15 protein-coding genes are annotated in these 18,807 nt (G+C 47.5%); 4 read left to right on the top strand and 11 right to left on the bottom strand.

What is annotated here, in order from left to right; all coding sequences use genetic code 11:
* Window positions 1-7: 7 nt before the first annotated feature.
* Window positions 8-823: an ion transporter gene (locus KDD36_05090; protein ID MCB0396003.1), complete on the top strand. Its 816-nt coding sequence runs from the start codon at window positions 8-10 to the stop codon at window positions 821-823.
* 42 nt (window positions 824-865) lie between these two features.
* On the opposite strand, the gene KDD36_05085 is transcribed toward KDD36_05090, so the two are convergent.
* Genes KDD36_05085 through htpG form a run of 3 tightly spaced genes read right to left on the bottom strand, consistent with a single transcriptional unit; the run spans window position 866 to window position 5,294 of the window.
* Window positions 866-2,008, bottom strand: coding sequence for a cysteine desulfurase (locus KDD36_05085; GenBank protein ID MCB0396002.1), 1,143 nt, complete (start codon window positions 2,006-2,008; stop codon window positions 866-868).
* Entirely contained in the window at window positions 2,001-3,392 is a 1,392-nt protein-coding gene (glmM, locus tag KDD36_05080) for a phosphoglucosamine mutase (GenBank protein ID MCB0396001.1), read from the bottom strand. Before glmM ends, KDD36_05085 begins: the two co-directional genes overlap by 8 nt.
* A gap of 39 nt (window positions 3,393-3,431) precedes the next feature.
* On the bottom strand, window positions 3,432-5,294 hold the full coding sequence (gene htpG, locus KDD36_05075) for a molecular chaperone HtpG (GenBank protein MCB0396000.1): 1,863 nt from the start codon (window positions 5,292-5,294) through the stop codon (window positions 3,432-3,434).
* A gap of 182 nt (window positions 5,295-5,476) precedes the next feature.
* Between htpG and KDD36_05070 the strand changes: the two genes are divergently transcribed.
* A complete protein-coding gene (locus tag KDD36_05070; protein ID MCB0395999.1) occupies window positions 5,477-6,526 on the top strand; it encodes a branched-chain amino acid aminotransferase in 1,050 nt (349 codons plus the stop codon).
* Window positions 6,527-7,043: 517 nt separating this feature from the next.
* Here the strand turns inward: KDD36_05070 and KDD36_05065 are convergent.
* The 3 genes from KDD36_05065 to gcvT all read right to left on the bottom strand — a co-directional run bounded on the left by KDD36_05065 (window position 7,044) and on the right by gcvT (window position 10,223).
* On the bottom strand, window positions 7,044-8,171 hold the full coding sequence (locus tag KDD36_05065; protein ID MCB0395998.1) for a DUF3524 domain-containing protein: 1,128 nt from the start codon (window positions 8,169-8,171) through the stop codon (window positions 7,044-7,046).
* 204 nt (window positions 8,172-8,375) lie between these two features.
* Window positions 8,376-9,134, bottom strand: coding sequence for a 2-phosphosulfolactate phosphatase (locus tag KDD36_05060; GenBank protein MCB0395997.1), 759 nt, complete (start codon window positions 9,132-9,134; stop codon window positions 8,376-8,378).
* Between the two features lie 6 nt (window positions 9,135-9,140).
* Window positions 9,141-10,223, bottom strand: a complete 1,083-nt coding sequence (gcvT, locus tag KDD36_05055) for a glycine cleavage system aminomethyltransferase GcvT (protein ID MCB0395996.1) — start codon at window positions 10,221-10,223, stop codon at window positions 9,141-9,143.
* 189 nt (window positions 10,224-10,412) lie between these two features.
* Here gcvT and KDD36_05050 point away from each other — a divergent pair, with 189 nt between their 5' ends.
* Complete coding sequence (locus KDD36_05050) at window positions 10,413-12,290, top strand: polysaccharide biosynthesis protein (GenBank protein MCB0395995.1); 1,878 nt, start codon at window positions 10,413-10,415, stop codon at window positions 12,288-12,290.
* Window positions 12,291-12,326: 36 nt separating this feature from the next.
* On the opposite strand, the gene KDD36_05045 is transcribed toward KDD36_05050, so the two are convergent.
* Together KDD36_05045 and KDD36_05040 are read right to left on the bottom strand one after the other, a co-directional pair.
* Entirely contained in the window at window positions 12,327-14,306 is a 1,980-nt protein-coding gene (locus KDD36_05045) for a hypothetical protein (GenBank protein MCB0395994.1), read from the bottom strand.
* A gap of 115 nt (window positions 14,307-14,421) precedes the next feature.
* Window positions 14,422-14,760: a hypothetical protein gene (locus KDD36_05040; GenBank protein ID MCB0395993.1), complete on the bottom strand. Its 339-nt coding sequence runs from the start codon at window positions 14,758-14,760 to the stop codon at window positions 14,422-14,424.
* A 147-nt stretch (window positions 14,761-14,907) separates the two neighbouring features.
* Here KDD36_05040 and KDD36_05035 point away from each other — a divergent pair, with 147 nt between their 5' ends.
* Entirely contained in the window at window positions 14,908-15,315 is a 408-nt protein-coding gene (locus KDD36_05035) for an acyl-CoA thioesterase (GenBank protein ID MCB0395992.1), read from the top strand.
* On the opposite strand, the gene KDD36_05030 is transcribed toward KDD36_05035, so the two are convergent.
* The 3 genes from KDD36_05030 to sucC all read right to left on the bottom strand — a co-directional run bounded on the left by KDD36_05030 (window position 15,316) and on the right by sucC (window position 18,739).
* Window positions 15,316-15,915, bottom strand: coding sequence for a DUF4294 domain-containing protein (locus KDD36_05030; GenBank protein MCB0395991.1), 600 nt, complete (start codon window positions 15,913-15,915; stop codon window positions 15,316-15,318).
* A gap of 109 nt (window positions 15,916-16,024) precedes the next feature.
* Window positions 16,025-17,518, bottom strand: a complete 1,494-nt coding sequence (accC, locus tag KDD36_05025; GenBank protein ID MCB0395990.1) for an acetyl-CoA carboxylase biotin carboxylase subunit — start codon at window positions 17,516-17,518, stop codon at window positions 16,025-16,027.
* Window positions 17,519-17,545: 27 nt separating this feature from the next.
* A complete protein-coding gene (sucC, locus tag KDD36_05020; protein MCB0395989.1) occupies window positions 17,546-18,739 on the bottom strand; it encodes an ADP-forming succinate--CoA ligase subunit beta in 1,194 nt (397 codons plus the stop codon).
* Between the last annotated feature and the right edge of the window lie 68 nt (window positions 18,740-18,807).

Genomic DNA, 18,807 nt, shown 5'->3' with positions numbered 1-18,807 from the left:
ACTGAACATGACGCTGAAACCGTGGCAAAGAAAAATGCAGGTGGTGATCTTCGAAGCGGACACCTTCGGAGGCAAACTGTTTGATATCGTATTGCTTGTTGCCATTGTTCTCAGTGTAGGTGTGGTCATGCTGGAAAGTGTTCCCACCATTGCATCGCACCATCGGGATTTAATGAGAGCGTTGGAGTGGGTATTTACTATTCTGTTTACGCTGGAATACATTGCACGGCTGGTTTGCACGGGAAAACCCTGGAAATATGCCTTTAGCTTTTTCGGGATGGTGGATTTGCTTTCCATCCTCCCCACCTATCTCGCTATTCTTGTAGCCGGAAGCCAGGCCCTTTTAGTGGTAAGAACGATACGGCTGATCAGGGTATTCAGAATTCTGAAGCTTGCACAATTTTTAGGGGAGGCACGCAGTCTGACAGATGCCCTGAAGGCATCACGTTATAAGATTATCCTCTTTCTGACAACCGTTTCGTGCATTACCATCATTCTTGGAACTTTGATGTACCTGATCGAAGGACCACAAAATGGCTTCACCAGCATCCCCAAAAGCGTCTACTGGGCCATTGTAACCCTCACCACTGTTGGCTACGGAGATGTCGCACCTCAAACCGCATTGGGCCAGACCGTAGCTTCACTCATCATGATCCTCGGCTATGCCATCATCGCCGTACCCACAGGAATCGTGTCTGCAGAGATGGTACATACTAAGTCAAAAACGCCGGAGAAAATATCCACACAAAGCTGCCCGCAATGTGCCCGGGAAGGCCATGAACCAGATGCATTGTATTGCAAGTTCTGCGGCAGTGCGCTGTAGCTCCTGCCTCCTGCCTCCTGCCTCCTGCCTCCTGCCTCCTGCCTACTGCCTACTACCCACCGCCTCCTTCAACAACCCCATCGTCCGGTCCACTTCTTCTTCCGTATTGTACTTGCTGAAAGAAAAACGAATGGTAGGATGATCCTGATTGATTTGAATCGCTTCAAGTACGTGGGATCCTTTATGGCTTCCGGAAGTACAGGCACTTCCCCCTGAAACATCCAGCCCCAGTATATCCAGTTGAAACAGCAGCATCTCCTGGTTTGCCATTTCCGGAAAAGTCACGCTCAGAATGGTGTACAACGCTTTGTCGCTGTCGTCTCCATTAATAATGGCTTCCGGGTATTGCTTCATGATCGATGTGCGAAGCCGGTCCTTTAATCCTTCAATGTGCTTGCGATGAACCTGCATGTCCCGATAGGCTAATTCCAAAGCTTTAGCCATGCCGATGATACCGGGTACATTTTCGGTGCCTGCCCGCAGGTTACGCTCCTGAGCCCCACCGGTAAGGATGGGTGTAACAGGTATATCGGAATGCACAAACAGAAAACCCGCACCTTTGGGTCCATGGTATTTGTGTGCTGATGCGGATGCCATACCGACTTCAAGATCGGTCAGATTGATATCAAAATGACCTATGGTCTGCACCATGTCCGAATGAAAAAGAACATTCTTCTCCTTCAATCCGGGAGCGAGTTTCTTAAGAGGCAATACCGTTCCCAATTCATTGTTGGCATGCATCAGACTCACAAGTGTTGTTTCTTTATAATCCCGATCCAGCAGTCCCTCCCACTCCGGCCGGCCTTGCTTGTCTAAGGGTAACAATTCCAACACGACCTTTCCTTGCCTGGCAAGATCCAGGGCTGTATTCAAAACAGCATGGTGTTCTACCGGTGAGGTGATGATCTTCTTTACACCCAAGCCCTCTACGCTCATCCGGAGTGCAAAATTATCCGCTTCGGTTCCGCCGGATGTAAAATAAATTTCTGATGGAGAAACCCCAAGAAAAGCAGCCATCTGCTTCCTGGCCTTTTCAATAGCAGCGCGCGCTTCCCGGCCTGCATGATGGATAGATGATGGATTTCCATATCCACCTTTGAGATAAGGCATCATGGCATCCAGCACCTCGGGATCAAGAGGGGTGCTGGCCGCATTGTCTAAGTAGATACGTGGCTGATCAGCCATGGGTGGGCGATGATACCCGATCCATCACCTCACGGGCCAATGCGTCTGCTTTTTCTGCACTTTCACTTTCGGCATACACGCGCACGATGGGTTCGGTATTGGAACGACGCAGGTGTACCCATTCTTTCCCGAACTCGATCTTCACCCCGTCTATAAGGTTCATGGGCTGACCGTCATAAAGTTTAACGACATTCCCAAGCCAGTCATCAACGTTGACAGATGGATCCAATTCAATCTTATTCTTGGAGATATGGTAATCAGGATAGGATTTCCGGAGTTCCGTGCAGGTCATTCCGCATTTTGCAAGGTGGGTGAGAAAAAGAGCGATCCCTGCAAGGGCGTCGCGACCATAATGCAATGCCGGATAGATGACACCACCATTTCCTTCGCCGCCGATGACCGCATTTTTTTCCTTCATCATGGTCACCACATTCACTTCACCTACTGCAGAACTAAAATATTCACCGCCGCTTGCTTCAGTTACATCGCGCAAAGCACGGGTAGAGCTCATATTGGAGACCGTATTTCCGGGCGTATGCCTGAGCACATAATCTGCCACAGCCACAAGGGTGTATTCTTCTCCGAACATCGAACCGTCTTCACAAACCATTGCCAGTCGATCTACATCCGGATCAACCACGATGCCCACGTCGCAACCTTTGTCCTTCACCGTTGCAGAAATATCCGTCAAATGAGCGGGCAAGGGCTCCGGGTTATGAGGGAAATGCCCGGTAGGTTCACAATACAGTTTTTCAACCTGCTTCACTCCCAAAGCTTCCAGAAGGGCTGGCACTGCAATCCCTCCGGTGCTGTTCACCGCATCCACTGCCACCTTAAAGTTCCTGGCGGCGATGGCTTCTTTGTCTACCAGAGGAAGGGCAAGAATGGCGTCAATATGTTTTTTGATGCTATCGGTTTCCTGAGAATACGATCCGAGTTCCATCACCTCATTAAATGAGAAAGTACCTTGCGCTGCCAGCTCCAGCAACTTCTCCCCTTCTGCGCCGGAAATGAACTCTCCTTTACTATTGAGAAGCTTCAGTGCATTCCACTGGATCGGGTTATGACTGGCGGTAAGAATAATGCCTGCATCAGCCTTCAGTTCAGGTACGGCCATTTCTACGGTTGGTGTGGTGCTGAGCCCGAGATCGATCACATCCATACCCATTGCGCAAAGTGTTGCGGAAACAAGCTGACTGACCATCTCTCCGGAGATCCGGGCATCCCTGCCGATCACCACCTTACAGCGTTTTTTATTGGCCTGCTGTTTTACCATGCCGGCGAATGCCGACGTGAACTTCACAATGTCGGGAGGTGTTAGCCCTTCACCGGCTTTTCCGCCGATGGTCCCCCTGATACCTGAGATTGATGTAATGAGTGTCATAGCGCAAAGGTAGCCAATTCGATGTTCCCTTGGTTTACCTTATGTTAAAGCCTCAAGGTTTCTTTTGATAAAGTGGGTCAGTTGCTCTCCTTTCAACATATTCTGCCTTAGAAGAGCCAGGTCAGTGGCCTGTCTTGCCAGGGCGGATTGCTTCTGCTCATCCGACTCAACCAATATCTTTCCGATCAATGGGTGGTTGGTATTCACCACAAGGTTATAGGTTTCCGGCAAAGACCCCATGAAACCGCCTCCACCCACGGCATTCATTTCACGCATGCGGCGCATGAATTCCGGTTGGATGACAGAGATCGGATCTTCTCTTTCACTTTGGTTCTGAAACACAACCTGGAACTTTCCCGCAGGCACCAGTTTTTCTATAATGGGTTTGATCTGTCCTTGTTGTTCTTCGGAAAGTTTGGACGGAAGCTCATCATCCTTGGCGATCAGCTTATCCAGGGTATCACTGTCAACCCTGACGAAAGATGAATTTTCCAGGCTTTGTTCGAGCTTGCCAACGAAATGGCCGGTCAACGGGCTATCCAATACCAATACTTCATAACCGCGATCCTTTGCTGCTTCAATGTAAGCATGTTGTTCATCGGCATTGGCTGCGTAAAGGTATACCAGCTTGCCATCCTTGTCCGTCTGTGATGGTTTGATCTGTTCACTGAATTCATCAAGTGTATAGTATTTACCGTCGGTATTTTTCACCAATACGAACTTCCGGGCGCGCTCAAAGAATTTCTCATCGGCCACCATGCCATACTCTATGAATATCTTGATGTCATCCCATTTGCTTTCAAAATCCTTCCGGTCCTTTTTGAACATCTCCTCCAGTTTGTCCGTTACCTTTTTGGAGATATGACCTGAGATCTTCTTGACATTACCATCACTTTGCAGATAAGACCGGGATACGTTAAGCGGGATATCGGGGGAATCGATCACCCCATGCATCAGTGCCAGAAATTCCGGTACGACGCCTTCCACATTATCGGTTACGAAAACCTGGTTGCAGTATAGCTGGATCTTGTTTCGTTGAAACTCCAGGTTGTTCTTGAGTTTCGGAAAGTACAGGACACCGGTTAGATTGAAAGGGTAATCCACATTCAAATGGATATGAAAGAGCGGCTCTTCAAAGGTCATGGGGTAAAGTTCCCGGTAGAAATCCTTGTAGTCCTTGTCTTCCAGCTTTGCCGGATTCTTTGTCCATGCAGGTTCCGGGTTATTAATAGATGAAGGCGCTTCTTCTTTTTCGTCCCCTTTATCCTTCTTTTCTTCTTTCCCCACCACGGTGAAATAAATCGGAATCGGCATGAACTTGCAATACTTGTCCAGCAGGGTGCCGATGCGACCTTCTTCAAGAAACTCCTTTGAGTCATCATTGATATGGAGAACGATATCGGTACCGCGCTCCTTTTTATCACTTTCATCCAGCTGGTATTCCGGACTTCCGTCGCATGTCCAATGAACCGCTTTGGATTTTTTATGGGATTTGGAAATAATCTCTACGGACTTCGCCACCATAAAGGAAGAATAGAAACCAAGACCGAAGTGACCGATCATAGCAGTACCTTCTGCCTTATTCTTATATTTCTTCAGAAACTCTTCCGCACCGGAGAATGCGATCTGATTGATGTATTTGTCCACTTCTTTATCTGTCATCCCAATACCACGGTCCCTAACAGTCAGGGTTCCGGCCTTGGGATCAAGCACCACATCAATATGGGTCTCATTCAGATCTCCTTTGAACTCACCAATCGAGGCCAGGGCTTTCAGCTTCTGAGTGGCATCAACTGCATTGGAGACCAGTTCTCTTAGAAAAATCTCATGATCCGAATACAGGAACTTCTTAATGATGGGAAAAATGTTCTCCGACTGAACGTGAATACTTCCTTTTTGCATGATATCTTTTTTTAGAAACGTTGATTTTCAAAGCTTGTGCCATGAAGCATTTAGGCGACAAATTGACAGCTGTTATATGAATAGCACGGATTTCCGGGAAAAAGGCGTCACCAATTTTATCGAATTACGTATATTCACCCGGAACTAAACTTAGTAGAGTTATGTCAACGCTTACACAAAACATTGCGGTTACCAAAGTAGCGAGCTCAAGGTTGCCACAAACGGATTTCGATAACCTCGTATTCGGTCAGACTTTTTCAGACCACATGCTGGTGGCTGATTATAATGGAGAACAATGGACGGATATTCGAATCATTCCCTACGGCTCCATCACCTTTAATCCTGGTCTGGTGAGTTTACACTACGGTCAGGCGATCTTTGAAGGGATGAAAGCATACCGCAATGGTGCGGGTGAGATATTGCTGTTCAGGCCCCGGGCAAACATGGAGCGCATGAACCGTTCCGCCGATAGGATGTGCATGCCTTCTGTTCCTGAATCCATTTTTATTGATGGACTGAAAGAGCTGGTTCGGGTGGATGAAGGATGGGTTTCCTCCAAAGAAGGACATTCCCTGTATCTCAGACCTTTTATGTTTGCTACGGATCAGACTTTGGGTGTCAGGCCTTCCAAGACCTATTCATTCATGATCATTACATGCCCGGTGGCTGCTTTTTTCAGTGCACCGCTGAAGCTTAAGATTGAAACAAAATATTCCAGGGCTGCTGATGGCGGCGTTGGATATGCAAAAGCAGCAGGCAACTATGGTGGCGCCATGTACCCGCAGAAGATTGCACAGGATGAAGGTTACCACCAGGTGATCTGGACAGATTCAAAAGAACACCGCTTTATTGAAGAAGCCGGCGCCATGAATGTCGCCTTTGTCATAGACGATACGCTGGTAACCGCACCAACCTCAACCGGAACCATACTTGAAGGAATCACCCGGGACAGCGTTCTCACCCTGGCACGCGACCGTGGGGTGAAAGTAGAGGAGCGTAGGATTGAAGTAAAAGAAGTCCTGGATGCCATCACTGCCGGAAAAATGCGCGAGGCCTTCGGTATCGGAACGGCGGCAACCATCGCTCCGATCCATACCATTGGCCATGAAGGAACACTATATGATGTGACCACCGCTATGGACAACAGTCTATCCAAAGGTATCGCCAAGGATCTTGAAAAGATCAGGAAAGGTGAAGCCGCGGATCCACATGGCTGGGTAGAGAAACTGTAACGCTTTCTGAATTAAAATGAAAAAGACGGGAACACCTCCCGTCTTTTTTTATGGGGTAACCGGTGATGCAGTCAGCTGCCGGAACATCCGGTTGTATCTAGAGGCTTGTTGCTTCCAGTCATATCGGGAAACAAAACTCCTGAGGTGTTGGGCGAAGGTTGCACCTTCGTCTTTTTATCTTCAAAGCGTTCCGCTTTGGTATTTTCTACTGGGAACTTTTCCTCTATTACCATCACCGAAAGCCAAGACAAAGGATATAGCTTAAAGCTACAGGATAGACAGACGAAGGTACAACCTTCGCCCAACCACCGAAATTCACCATACTTAGTAATGACAGCATTCTGACGCTCTTGCCATTCTTACCATGATGCATAGCAGCCGTGTCATCCCGACGTAAAACCAGGGATATCTAAATCTAAAAACGAATCTACACACGGACGGTATATTTAGAAAGTGGTCAACGCACTAATACTATATAAGCTAAATAAAAAAAGACAGGAAGGGTTCCCGTCTTTTTTTATGGGGTAACCGGTGATGCAGCCAGCTGCCGGAACATCCGGTTGTATGTGGAGGCTTGTTGCTTCCAGTCATATCGGGAAACAAAGCTCCTCGCTTCTGCCCCTTTCAATTCCTTTTCACCTGAGACCAATTCAATGAGCATATGTTCCAGCATTTCCGGTGAAGAATAAATAAAGTCATTTCTTCCCGAATGCGGAATGTGCCCGGGATAAGCAAGTCTGTCAGGTAGTATCGGATGACATTGACAATACATTGCTTCAACCGTACTCATGCCAAAAAAGTCCTGGCGGGATGTAACGGGTAAGATGTTCGCCTTCCAAAGCCACCCGGCGTATTCCGCAGCATCTTTGGCATATCCCCAATGGAGGATGTGTGCAGACAAACGTTGTCTGGCTTCATCAAATATGACAGGATACTTATCACCGGATTCACCCAATACGATCAGGTCAAAGTCCATCCCTTTTTCCGACAACCTGAAGAGGACAGAAAAAAAATCCTCCGGTGACTTATCATATTCCCAGCGGTGATTCCAAAGTATCGCGGGCTTCCTGTTTTTCGGGCATTTAAAAATATCTAGTGCATTGAGATCCAAGGCCAACTCCAGTACTTCACTTTTTTTACGAATCGCCTCCACTGAGGCTAGTTCCCGATGATCCGGAAATGCCTTTAAAAATTTAGGCAGGGCATCCAGGAAAACGTTCATATGATAGCCCGAGTTGAAAAGAACCTTGTCTGCCACCAACGCAGACGCATAGTTGGTAAACGCATAGTGCCGGTCCCGCTTTAGCCTGACATCCCTGTCTTGCGGCGACCACGGATAGGTCAGCTGGTTCTCATGCATGTAAAGTGCAACGGGAACGTTTGCTGTCTGATGTCGCGTATGGGCCAGAAACAATGGTAGATCAAGCATGTCAGATGCGATGATGAGATCGGGACGGAAAGACGATTGGCTCAGTTTCTTTGCCAGGGTCACCGCCCCTCCGTGCATGCGCCATTTCCAATGCCGGCCTTTAAGCGCCAGCAATTCAATATCGCAATCACAAAACTTACCCAAGCCATCAATCCAGGATTTATGTGAACCTGAATGGAAGGGTTCTGCAATGATAATATGTATCGGGGAGTGCAAGCCGGAAGGTAAACAATGGCTCTAAAATAAAAAAGCCGAAAGAGGGGACGTTAATGGCTTACGCCATCATACGGAGGTGAAAATTTGGCACATCCCTTTCTTTCGGCCTTATTTTATACAAAGGAAGCACAAAAAAGTTTCACCTTCTCCATTCTACCCCATGAATCTAATCAATTTTTCGACGAACGAACTTACTCAAGCGATTTATTGAAATACGGCAGAGCGTGAGGGAGCCTTGCGCAGCGGCACGAGGGCATCTCCTTCCAGAATGGGGATGATATCCGTAATATCACGCTGCAGGCAATATCGAATATCCTTTTCCAATTGCAGTTGCCTCAGGCGGATGCGGTGAGACGAGTAGTCAAGGAACCTGTAGAGGTCGTAATTGGCAATTCCAAAGATATGGGATGCCGCAATGGCAGAATCACAAGTGGTAGAGAACCGTTCGCTTTTAAGCAATTCACCAACGACCGCACCGGCGTAGATTGAATCCTCCATATTGTATTTGTTTTTCCAGCCAGCACAAAGCAACACCACTTTTCGGTCTTGTTCAATCAACCATTTACACAAGGCACTCAGGTTAAGGAAAGATCCCACCACTACTTTATGAGAACCGGAAGCCGCTGCCAATGCCTGCGTACCATTGGTGGTGGTCAATACCACCTCCTTTCCTTTCAGGTCTTCTTCCAGAAAATCGTACGGAGAATTTCCCATGTCAAAGCCGGGCACCTTTTCACCATTACGTTCGGCAGCTGCCAGATAGCCCTTTTCTCTGTAGGCTATCGCCTCTTCCACCGTCTTAACGGGAATGACCCTGGCCACACCATTGATAAATGCCGCACAAATCGCAGAGGTAGCTCTGAGAATATCGATCACCACCACGATGGCATCTTCTGCTTCGTAGTATGGAAAATTTGCCGGTGTATAACTTACCAGCACATCGTTCTTTCCTTCTCCCGGCAAACCTTATCAGGATTTATAAAATGGAAACTTAGCTACAGTAGCCTTAATAGGTTGATTTCGTATGTCAAGATAAACCTCTGTTCCTTCTGAAGCAAATGCCTTATCCACATAACCCATTCCGATTGCTTTGGAAAGCGATGGTGATTGCGTTCCCGAAGTAACCACACCGATCACATTACCATCTGCATCCTTGATCTGATATCCTTTACGTGGAATGCCACGATCCACCATTTCAAGTCCGACCAGTTTGCGTTGAACACCTTCCTCCTTTTGCTTTTGCAGCGCAGCGCTGTTCACAAACTCTTTGGTGAATTTGGTGATCCATCCCAAACCAGCTTCCAAAGGTGAGGTGGTGTCATCGATATCGTTTCCATACAGGCAATAGCCCATTTCCATACGCAGGGTATCCCGTGCACCCAATCCACATGGCAGAATACCGAAGTTCTTTCCTGCATCAAATACCGCATTCCAGATGCGATCGGCATTTGCATTGTCAAAGTATATCTCGAAACCACCGGACCCGGTATACCCTGTTGCACTGATCACCACATTGTCAACGCCTGCAAAGGAGCCTTTGGTAAAGGTGTAAAAACCCATACCGGCCAGGTCTACATCTGTCAGGGACTGCATAGCCTCAGCAGCCTTAGGTCCCTGGATGGCCAGCAGGGTGGTACGATCTGAAATGTCTTCCATATCCACCTGCCATTCATCCTGGCTTTTGATCCAGTTCCAGTCTTTCTCTATGTTGGAAGCATTTACAACGAGCATATAATTTTCATTGCCCAGACAATATACGATCAGGTCATCCACAATTCCGCCTTTGGTATTGGGAAGGCAGGAATACTGCGCCTTTCCCTCTGTGAGTTTTGACGCATCATTGGAAGTTACTTTTTGAATCAGATCAAGCGCATGAGGTCCTCTGAGGATGAACTCACCCATATGCGAAACATCAAATACCCCTACCGCCTTTCTAACATTGTGATGCTCTTCCAACAGCCCACTGTACTGTAATGGCATATTGTAGCCTGCAAAGGGAACCATTTTGGCGCCTAACTCAATGTGCTTTTTGGTTAGCGCGGTTTCTTTCATTGTAGCGGTCGTATCGTTCATAAGTGTCATTATTAGAAAGGTGAGGAATGATAACCGCTTCACAAACGGTTATAGAAAGTACCATTCAGCGGGCAAAGGTAGAATATTTGCGGAATAAAAGAACGGTGCTTTTCAACAAGTCTTAGGAGTTGAAGACCATGAATAAGCGTTATCTTAGCCTCCTGAACTATGAATTTGACCGGCCATACAACCTCCAGGTGGATCGTTTTATCCATCGACCTGTGTCTTTCTTTCTTCTCGGTGATCATGGCCTATTTACTCAGGTTCGATTTTCACATTCCCACCCATGAGATCGCAGCGCTTCGTTTCGTCTTACCCTTTATGATGGTTGTGCGCATACTGTCCTTTGTTGTGGGACGAAGTCATGTCATGGTCGTCAGATACACTTCAACGCGCGACCTCCAAAGGATATTTACCATTGTTACCGCAGGAAGTATTCTTTTTGTCATTGGCAACGGCGTGAGCTACTTTATTGTCAACAAGACCTTCTTCATCCCCCGATCCATTCTCGTCATTGATTATATCATGTGCATGTTCACACTGGTCTCATTCAGGCTGGCGGTAAAAGTGCTTTACCTTGAACTCAGACAGTCCCGTCAGGACCGAAGCGATGCATTGATTTTCGGTGCAGGGGAATCCGGCCTCATCACCAAAAGAAGTCTGGAACGTGATTCTGAGACAGGTTTCAGGGTAAAGGGATTTATTGATGATGATCCGCGCAAGGCGGGAATGAAGGTAGAAGGTGTACCAGTGTGGCCGGGTTCAAAAATGGAAGAGTTGCTGGCATCGGGTGATATAAGGCAACTGGTGATCTCGGTTCAGCGATTATCTTCTGAGCGCAAACAAGAGATCGTAGACCTCTGTCTGAAGCACCATGTAAAAGCTTTTAATGTGCCTCCGGTACAGCAATGGATCAAAGGAGAATTGAGCGCTAATCAGATCCGGAGTATGCGCATTGAAGATCTTCTGGAAAGAGAACCGATCAGCATTGACCAGACCAACGTTGGCAACCTTTTGAATGGCGCGGTGGTACTGATCACAGGCGCGGCAGGTTCTATCGGAAGCGAGTTGGCGCGGCAGGCCATGGCATTTAAGCCCTCCAGACTGATCCTTCTGGACCAGGCCGAATCTCCGCTTTACGAATTGGAACTTGAACTGAAAGAAGCACCTGGTGGACAGATGGTGGAGACGGTCATCGGAGATGTCCGGAACGATTCGCGAATGCACCGCCTGTTTACCGCACTTAAACCGGAGATCGTGTTTCATGCGGCGGCCTACAAGCATGTTCCGGTCATGGAAAACAATCCTTCCGAATCCGTATTGACCAATGTATTGGGCACGAAGGTTGTCGCTGATCTTGCGGTAAAGTTCGGCGTGAAGAAATTCGTCATGGTATCCACAGATAAAGCGGTGAATCCGACAAACGTTATGGGGGCCAGCAAGCGGATCGCAGAGATTTATATCCAGGCATACAATGCTCATAGCTCTACTGCATTTATAACCACGCGTTTTGGCAATGTTCTGGGATCAAACGGATCGGTAATTCCGCGATTCAGAAAACTGATCCAGGAACGAAAACCACTCCCCGTGACACATCCTGAAGTCACACGTTTCTTTATGACCATTCCCGAGGCAGGCCAACTGGTATTTGAAGCGGCAGCTATGGGGCAGGGCGGTGAAATTTATCTCTTTGATATGGGGCAACCCGTGAAGATCGAGGACCTTGCGAAAAAGATGATCCGTCTTTCAGGATTGGAACCCGGTCGGGATATCAAGATAGAATACACCCAGTTGCGACCCGGTGAAAAATTGTATGAAGAACTGTTGGCCAACGAAGAGAATACCATACCTACCCACCACCCAAGAATTATGATTGCCCGGGTCAAAGAATATGATTTCGAAACTGTGGCGTCAGCGATTGAAAAGCTGGTCGACCAATTCGACACCCAGGATAATGATGCCATTGTTGCCACCATGAAAAGCCTGGTCCCCGAATTCAAAAGCCATCAATCCATCTTTGAAAAACTGGATCGGAAAACGAACTGACCCCACCTTTCATTCTTATTTCTTAATTCTTATTTCTTAATTCCCCTTCTTCTTCCCTCCCACTGTCAAATTCAACAGAGGCACATCCACCATCACTGAAAGCTGAAGCCTCAAGCCATTGGCGAGTCCAACCTGAACATCCTGACTGTTATAGATTTCACGGAGACGCGGACTGAAAGCAACGCCTGCACCAATAGAAAGGGGTGCATTCCGGAAGCCATAGACATAAGACAGACCCGGTGAAAGAATATTCTGCAGTTTAAGTTCAGGAACGGAAGATATGGCGACTGAGGAATCCTGGCTGTCATTGATAAAGCTGTAGCCCGCCACTACACCCAGGTCTAAAAGACTGAACAGGATTGAATGCGAGGCTGCAGTGCGTGTCTCAGTTCCTTTGCTGGTGCAGTATTCTATACCTATAGGTAAATAAGGGCCCAGGTATGGTGCACACACACCTGATAGTTTATTATGATCCATCCATTCATATCCGCCCGTTGCACCAACATATGACGACAGGAACAAACTTCTCGGAACGCTGCGTTTAATACGGTAACTCCCCACCGGAAGGATGGCGGTTTCAAGAATATCTTTGGCATCCTCCGTGCTTTTGGCTTCAGCTACATCCGCTGCCAGCGTAAGATATTTGACCAGGTCTGCAGACAAACCACTTTCTTCAGGCACCAACTCGCTTAACACACGAAACACAGACAAAATAGCCGCACTGTATTGATGCTCTCCGAGTTCATCGGTAAGATCCAGAACATAAGGTGCAATGGCCAATCCTTTCCGGATTCGATCATCTTTAATATTCAAGAGATCCTGTAATTGATTTACAGTACCAAGCCACTGGCGAACCATGGCAGTGATGGCAGCAAGCCTATTCTCATCGCTAACTGTTGCTGCGGCCGGCGATGGTATGCCCGCTCCATTGTTTCCGAAGAACTGAGCTTCGGACATCGCGTTTTGCTGACCGGCTTGAAGCATCATGGCTTCCATACTAAAAAAATGACTCCACAAATTCAGCAGTTTGTGCATATGCTGCTCGGTCATGTCAGACACAAGAGCATTCAGTGAGGCTTTATGATCCGGATTATGATAGAACAGATTGAAATAATAGATCAAACCCTGTTTGTCAAGTTTATTAAGTTCTGAAGGCTTCATCCAGGTTTCATTCTGCCCCTTTGATGACAGCATGCTTTCGGACACACCTACCAACACATTCAGCAAGTGATCCGCTGTGGTCATCTCCGAACTGTGATCCGGCCTTATATTCCGCATCACAGTGGCCGGATGCTGTCCGGCGCTTAACCCTTCCACCAATGAAACCGCAATATCAACCAGGGCATACGCCGGATCCTGTTTTAAGCAGGCAGGGATCAGATTGGCAGATACATTATCATATAGCCCGTGAATATCCTTTTCCAATGCCACCTTCAATGTGTGCCCTACCTGCCCGTTCAGGTTTTGCTGACCGTTCCTGATCAGCAAATAAAAATTAGGGAACAATGATTTGAGCTGGTAAGTTTGAAGGTAAGGGCTTGTCTTTGTTGCCTGGCAGCCTACCACCAGCTTCAACGTATCTGTTTGCGCCATCCTTAACGCCAACCTGTCAAAGTATGCCATGGCCAGCTCTTCCTTCGCCCTGCTAACGATCACCTCGGTAAGGGCGGTGATCAACTCACCTTCATTCAATTGTGGACTGAGCACCTGTCCCACCAAAGACACCAAGCTGTTGGGCACCTCCGTTGCTGTGGTTCCGTTCTTTGCGTTTTGAGAAGTCTTGAATGCCGCGAGTTGATTGGCAATCGTTTCTGCATCTACTGATTTCAGCGGAGCAAAATTATTCTGTGTAGCGAAATCATGAAGCTGCTTAAACTGCGGATCATTCGCCGCGTTTTGAATAATACTTGCTCGTTGTTGCTGCAGAGAAAGTGCCAGTTCAGCCTCATGCTGGGCTTTGGCAAAAACACTGGTCAGGAGGAATACGGATAATCCTAAAATTCTTGAATGCATCATACGACTGATTTTGTGTTAAGCTATAATACTGCCAGGGTCACATTACCTGTACATTCTGAAAAATCACTGAGTTTACCGGTTTGTGGTTCTACAAGAAAATACCCGGCATCTGCAGTCACAATCCAATTAATGGCGTGCAGATTTTCAATCCAGGTAAATGTCCCCAAATGAGCCCGACCGCCCAACTGTGCGGCTGATGGGCACGGTTGCGGTTGAACAAGGCGATCTGTCCTTTCAAGGCAAAGGAAAAGTCGTCGCAATCAAAACCTTCCGTGCCTGCTACCGGACTATTGGGATTTAAAAGGAGGGGGTTGTACTTGAGATACAATTCTATCTCTTGTCTTGGAGGTGCATAGTACTGATGGTCTGAAAAACCGGCAAAATGGCTGGTAGACCATTTCCCCTTCAGGATAACATCCAGTTCACGTTTTATTTGATCAGTGGATATAAACATTATTCACCTCCGCGTGAATTTTGAAACAATGATACTTAATCCATGCCTTGGATTTACCGTAGCGTAAGAAAAGTTTTTATTTATGATGAGGAGTCTCTTTGTTTCGAATGGGCGGTTATGATAACTTTGTTTCAAACATATGATGCGATGAAACATGCCAGCGAAGTAGAATTACGGTTTGCGGATATTGATGCACTGGGACATGTAAACAATGCTGTTTATCTCAGCCTGCTGGAGAATGCGCGGATCAGATTTTTTGAAGCGGTGATCAGGAAAGAAATAGACTGGGATTCTGAAGGCATGATCCTGGCAAGAGCAGAGATCAACTATAAGGCCCCCGTTTATCTGCACGACAAGATCGTTATATACACATGGGTAAGCAGATTGGGCAACACCAGTTTTGACATGTCCTATTCATTGGTCAAAAAAAATGGCGACCAGGAAATTGAGGTCGCCAATGCCATAACTGTGATCGTATGCTTTTCCTATAAAACTTCGAAACCCGTACCCATACCGGAGAAGTGGATTGTTGCACTGAACGAATACAACGGCTGATTATATCTCACCGGCCTCAATGGCCTGAACGATCTGCTCGATCATTTTATCTTCCCCGTCGGCATCGTAACGATCCTTCAGGTTACTACCGAACAGGCGTGCCAGTGATTGCCAGCAGAAGGCAGAGAAGCCGCCGCGAAGATCCTTGATAATATCGTAGGAGGTATCCCCGGTTTCCCTATCGATCAGCTTGATCAGGATTCGTCCCTGGGTCATGGTGAGTTTTCGGATGTCTCCTTCAAATTCGTCCTTAAGCTCTTGTTCCGCCTGCTTCATTAATTTTCGCTTCTTGCTGTCTTTTTCGACTTCCTGGAGCAAAACAGCATATTGCCGCATTTTCTCACCTGCAATTTTCGCATATGGATAGGCTTTACGTACATCGCGCAGAAGCTTTTTGTACCGCAAGTAATCTTTTTCGTTCTTAAATACCCTTGGAGCAGAGAAGGTCACACTGGGAAGGGAAGCATACAACATGGTATCACCGTTAACTACCCGTCCGGCCAGCACCCTGTGTTCGCCATTCTTGAAGGAAATGGTATCCTGGGCCAGTCCCTGGAGGGTACCTGCCAGCACAAACAGTATGACTACAAACCATCTCATGGTGATAATATATCCAATTCTATGCCAGAATGCAATACCTGCACCTGATAATCTACCACCAAACAGATGGCACATTACAACGTTTTAACGTAAATGAAGGGGATAAGTTTTATGATCTTCCCATGCGATTGGCCTTCCACCGTGAGGGTGCAGCCACATCGGGTCTTACATCAACCGCTTGCTGCTTGTCCCTTTCGCGGACAAAAGCGGCCATGATGGCACCAACTTCCAGATGATCCTGCGGGATATCGTTTCGAAGTTTTTCCGGGGTAAAATAGTTGGCAACAAAATGGGTGTCAAATGCACCGGTAACAAAGGCTTCATGGCTCAGAACGAATGCACAGAACGGCAGGGTTGTGGCAACCCCAACGACACGGTAATCTGCTATCGCGCGTAGCATGCGACCAATGGCCTCGTCCCTGTTTCTCGCATGAACGATCAATTTGGAAATCATCGGGTCATAATAAATGGGGATGGTCATACCCTGTTCAAAACCATCATCCACGCGCACCCCGGGACCGGAGGGTTTTTGGTACACATGAAGGGTACCTATATCGGGGAGAAACTTGTTGGCTGGATCTTCCGCGTAAACCCGCACTTCAATGGCATGTCCGTTTATCTTCAGGTCATCCTGACCAATAGAGAGGGGTTCGTTCATGGCCACACGGATCTGCTCTCTGACCAGATCAATTCCCGTGATCATCTCCGTAACAGGATGCTCTACCTGTAACCGGGTATTCATTTCAAGAAAATAAAAGTTCTTCTGCTCATCCAGGATAAACTCCACCGTTCCGGCGCCACTGTAGTCACAGGCTTTAGCCACATTTACCGCCGCCTCGCCCATGGCTTTTCTGGTGGCTTCATCAATGGCAATGGATGGCGCTTCTTCGATCACTTTCTGATGCCTCCGTTGAATGGAGCATTCTCTTTCAAAAAGGTAAACAACATTTCCGTGGTTATCGGCAAGCACCTGGATTTCGATGTGCTTCGGAGATGTAACATATTTTTCAATAAAAACAGAGCCGTCGCCAAAGGCGGAAGTTGCTTCACTGACAGCAAGATTCATTTGCTCCTTCAGCTCTTCTTCCTTCATGACTACCCGCATACCCTTACCACCACCACCGGCGGAAGCTTTAATTAGGATGGGATAGCCGATCTCCTGTGCAATCTTCGTAGCCTCCTTCACATCAGTTACCGCGCCTTTAGAGCCTGGTATCATGGGAATGTCATAGGCTGCTACCGCTTCTTTTGCGGCTAGCTTGCTTCCCATTGTCCTTATGGCCTGGGACGACGGACCGATAAATATCACCCCTGCCGCTTCTGCAGCCTGAGCAAATTTATCATTCTCGGAGAGGAAACCGTATCCGGGATGGATGCCATCCACATTCCGTTCCTTACAAATCTTAAGGATATCTTCTCCTTTCAGGTACGACTGTGAAGAAGGTGGTGGGCCTATACACACCGCCTCATCGGCATAGGAAACATGTGGAGAATCCCTGTCTGCTTCGGAGAAAACAGCCACGGTACTGATGCCCATTTCCCTGCAGGTTCGCATGATGCGTAATGCAATTTCCCCGCGGTTGGCGATCAGTATCTTCTTCATCAGGATGCTGCGGCTATATGGATCAAATTAACCTTTGATGGCTTGTGCTACTTTTTCTGCTGCTTCCTGAAGTAGGATAGCAGATTGCACTTTCAGGCCGGACTCATCGATCAGCTTTTTGGCTTCAACGGCATTGGTTCCCTGAAGTCTAACAATTACGGGCACTTTGATCTCGCCGATACTTTTGTAGGCATCCACGATACCCTGTGCTACGCGGTCACAACGTACGATACCTCCGAATATGTTTACGAGGATCGCTTTCACATTGGCGTCCTTCAAAATGATCTGGAATGCCTTTTCAACGCGCTCGGCATTGGCCGTACCGCCTACGTCCAGAAAGTTTGCAGGCTCACCACCTGACAATTTAATGATGTCCATGGTAGCCATGGCCAGTCCGGCACCGTTTACCATACATCCCACATCACCGTCGAGTTTGATAAAGTTCAGACCATGCTCTCCCGCTTCTACTTCAGCCGGATCTTCTTCCAGTACATCACGCATGGCAGCATAATCTGCATGGCGATAAAGGGCGTTATCATCCAGGTTCACTTTTGCATCAACCGCCAGGATCTTATTATCAGAGGTTTTCAGGGCCGGGTTAATCTCAAAAAGCGCAGAGTCTGTTGCATCATATGCCTTATAAAGACTGGCGATAAACTTGGTCATGTGTTTGAATGCATCGCCGGTCAAGCCCAGGTTAAAAGCAACCTTACGGCATTGGAATGGCTGCAGCCCTACCGCCGGATCAACCGTTTCTTTGAAAATAAGATGCGGCGTCTTCTCAGCCACCTCTTCGATATCCATACCGCCTTCGGTAGAATACACGATCATATTTTTACCGCTGGATCTGTCGAGAAGAACGCTGATATAAAACTCGCTGGTCTCTGACTCACCGGGATAGTATACATCCTGCGCAACCAAAACCTTATGAACTTTTTTGCCTTCCGCACCGGTTTGTGGCGTCACAAGGTTCATACCGATAATGTCAGTTGCTTTTTGCTTCACCTCGTCCAGGGACTTTGCAAGCTTCACACCGCCACCTTTACCACGACCACCTGCATGGATCTGTGCTTTTACCACCCACCATTCCGTGCCGGTTTGGCTGTTAAGTTTTTTTGCAGCTTCAACTGCTTCATCGGGTGTGTTGGCAATGATGCCCTCTTGAACGGTAACCCCGAAACTTTTCAGGATCTCTTTTCCCTGGTATTCATGTACATTCATATCGGATGTTGCTTTAACTTTGATTAAGCGTGTCCAAATGTAAGTTTTTTGAATGTGTTGACAAAGGG

The sequence above is a fragment of the Flavobacteriales bacterium genome, assembly GCA_020435415.1.
In the GTDB taxonomy this organism is placed as follows: Bacteria; Bacteroidota; Bacteroidia; order JACJYZ01; family JACJYZ01; genus JACJYZ01.
The sequence above is the reverse complement of the archived record's forward strand: the minus strand, read 5'-3'. Positions and strand labels throughout refer to the sequence as shown.